Annotated in this window: 2 protein-coding genes and 1 pseudogene; 1 reads left to right on the forward strand and 2 read right to left on the reverse strand. The window is 31.4% G+C overall.

What is annotated here, in order from left to right; all coding sequences use genetic code 11:
- Positions 1 to 580: 580 nt before the first annotated feature.
- Positions 581 to 1036: pseudogene (locus ACFIK2_RS02100) on the forward strand (type ISP restriction/modification enzyme); the annotation flags it as partial.
- A gap of 935 nt (positions 1037 to 1971) precedes the next feature.
- Here ACFIK2_RS02100 and ACFIK2_RS02105 read toward each other — a convergent pair.
- On the reverse strand, positions 1972 to 2442 hold the full coding sequence (locus tag ACFIK2_RS02105) for an SMI1/KNR4 family protein (protein WP_375610943.1): 471 nt from the start codon (positions 2440 to 2442) through the stop codon (positions 1972 to 1974).
- A gap of 270 nt (positions 2443 to 2712) precedes the next feature.
- On the reverse strand, positions 2713 to 3063 hold the full coding sequence (locus ACFIK2_RS02110) for an HNH/ENDO VII family nuclease (protein ID WP_375618707.1): 351 nt from the start codon (positions 3061 to 3063) through the stop codon (positions 2713 to 2715).
- Positions 3064 to 3278 lie beyond the last annotated feature (215 nt).

Genomic DNA, 3278 nt, shown 5'->3' on the forward strand with positions numbered 1-3278 from the left:
AAACAAAGTCTTGATTTTCTAATAAGTTATATTTAATGGCATTTTCATCAAAGAACTTTTCTCCAAAGACAATGATCTGAGCGATCTGAACAGAAGAGTTTTGTCCAGTGCTGTCAGTGTTGTCAGTTCATTCTAGCTCCTATATTATTTTTTTAAATGAGAGAAAATTAAAAACATTATATTTCAATATGTTAGTATTTTAACGATACAACCTATATCGACAATACAACCTTAAATACAATCCATAATATACATTTGTCAGTTTGTGTCTGTAAATTGAACTGACAAAATAGACTATTTTAGTGACTCATAAAACCTATCAAAATACTCATTATGATATCTTAAAAGCACATATCAAATTTGTCTTTTTTCCATAAAACGAACAGCAAATTTCACTAGTTTGCTGATCTTATCCCATGTCATGGGCTGTGGATAAGTACCTTTAAAAACCCTTTTGAAAAAATATCGGCTTTTTTAGCAGTTTTCTGCCTTTTTTCTCAATTCATTCAAAATGGATTTAATAAGCTTCGTTTTAATTCTTTTGAAGAGACTTAAACCCCTTATACGAAAACGGAGCTCTGTTGTAACAGGGCGTGAACTGGATCATTTGCACGTGAATTATGAAACTGTAAAACCTTATCCCGTAACCTTTAAAAAAGGTAATCCAAAAGTTACAGAGATCTCTAATCCAGAAAAATTCTATTACGTGACTGAAATGAAATTCGCAAAAGCAGGTAAAGAGAAAGATAAAACCACTGTTATTTATAATAACAATATCACAATAACAGATATCCCTCTTGACGCTTGTGAGTATATCGTTAATGGTAAACCCGCTCTTGAATGGGTTATGGGGCGTCAATGTGTTAAGACTGATAAAAAGAGTGGCATTGTTAATGATGCCAATCGTTATGCTGTTGAAACCATTGGCAACCATGCCTACCCTCTAGAGTTATTTCAGAGGGTTATTACCGTAAGTTTAGAGACAATGAAAATTGTTAAGAACTTACCAAAATTAGAAATTAGAGAAACTGAATAGACTTGGCTTGCTAAACTCACAAAGGGGTATAGAATCTTATAACCATAATCTATACCTCTCTTGTTAAGTTGATTAGATACAATCTTTAAAAGGAGTGTTTATATGCATTATTCTAAAAAGAAGAAACTTACACTTTTAAATACTCTACTTTGAATTGCTTTAAGACTTTTAAGAAATCCCATCTTAAAGTGAATACGCTTCTTTTACATTGCCTTTAAAAGATTAAACCGTAATCTAAAATGAGTGCTTTATTGTTATCAGAAGCTTTATTTAAAGAGGGTTATGTATATTCATTTTCTTATATTACTTATAGGTTTTGAATGTTTCTCAAACCCTCAAAATACCTTCAAAAATATACCATGGGTTGTATTTATAGGTTGCATCTTAATATAGACTGTATCTCTAAAATGCTAATATATTGAAATATAATAACTTTTATTTTTTTATTGAAAAAAATATATAAAGGGGAGTAAAAGGAACCCTCAAAATACTCAAAATCTTCAAAACTAACAACCATAAGGATCTTGATAGCATTTCTTATGAGTTACAAACTATCTTTTGAAAGGCTTTAAAGGATTATATGCTTTTCATAAAGCACATTTTAATCACTCACTAAAATAATCTATTTTGTCAGTTCAATTTACTGACATATAACTGACAAATATATATTATGAATTGAATTTATGGGTTGTCTTTTAATAAAGGTTGCATCATTAAAATTATAACCTATTGAAATATATTCATTTTAATTTTCTCTCATTAAAAAAATAATATAGGCTCTAAAAAGAACTGACAACACTGACACGGTCTATTAAAAGGGATTTTTCTAATCTTTATAATGATCAATCTCTTTTTAGATGTTTTCATAACAAGCAATAAATCGCAATTATTCTATTTATCAACTAGTTGTATAACATCATCTAAGGTATAAGTTTTCATGAATCTTCCCCTGCATACTCTTTAATTCTTTTACAGAGAAATTCATAAAAATTACTTGCGTAATATTCAGAATCTTCAGATGTATACTTGAGATAGAGTGGGCATTCACCATCCCGAAACTGCTTATAATCAAAATAAAAGGTTTCACCAAAATCAGTTGTGCAGATAACAAGTTGTTTGGGGTCCGTAAAGCCATCTCTTCTATCGAGCAAATTTCGGTAAACAATATCACCAGCAGGAATACCTGCACAGATTTCATAAATACTGAATATTTCTTCACCTCCAATTTCTCCTCCTCCATAATTTTTTAAAAAATTCTTATAGGAAGAGGTAAATTGTAAACCAAGAGTGTTCTCAGCTGTTTTAATCCGTACATCATCAGGGGCATTATCTTGAGTACCAAAATTAATAACATGACTATGCATATCAACATATTGTGCAACATCTGATAAAGTATAACTTTTCATAAATTTTTCTCCATAAGTCACAGCGTGTTTTTACTCATAATGAGTGCTCCTAATGATCAATCTTTTTCTACTATAGCCAATGGAATTGAGATGAGATTGATAAAATCATAAGAGATATGTTCTTGACGGAGCTCTTTTCTCATCTGTCTCTGTACAATCATCTCGCATTTACAATATATGATGGAATTAAAGGAGGTGATCATTAAAGTTTAGAGAGCGCCTTTTAGGGATATTATTTCAATATTTGCAATAATTACTCTTTCTTTTTTCCTACTTAGGAATTTTTTTTGAAATCCAACAAATAACTTTTCTGATAAAATTTGTCTTTGGATTCATAGGAGCAACCAAACTCCTGCCTTGATAAAATGAGTAGAGAACCTCAACGAGAGGACTATCTTGTTCTTGTGTCACAGGATGTAACATAATAGGTCTAAAATCGACTCCAATAGGTGCTCTTCCTGATACCATTCTTTCCACATTTGTACCCGTTACTATCTGTCCTTCTTCTTTCCAAGAAGAAACTGTTTCGGGCTCAAACAGTTCATCTTCCTGATAAACTTTTTGACTTTTAAATTCCACCGGCTCAGCTGCCCCCATACTTTTTTTCTTTATCCATTTCATGATTCATAATCCCCTCAATTTTTTCAAAATAATCAATTTATTCTTTGTTCTAAATAGACTTAAATAAACTCTCCTTCCAAGAGCGAGGTTATTCCTCGCTAGAAAGCTCTGAGTGATCATCAAAATCTTTTGCTACCCGTTCAATCAAAGCGTAGCTCACTTGCTTCACCTTTGCTACTTCTTTGGCTAAAGCTAATGCACGTTCAAGGTGGGTT

This window comes from Bartonella sp. AP88XZML (assembly GCF_042195565.1).
Taxonomy (GTDB): domain Bacteria; phylum Pseudomonadota; class Alphaproteobacteria; order Rhizobiales; family Rhizobiaceae; genus Bartonella.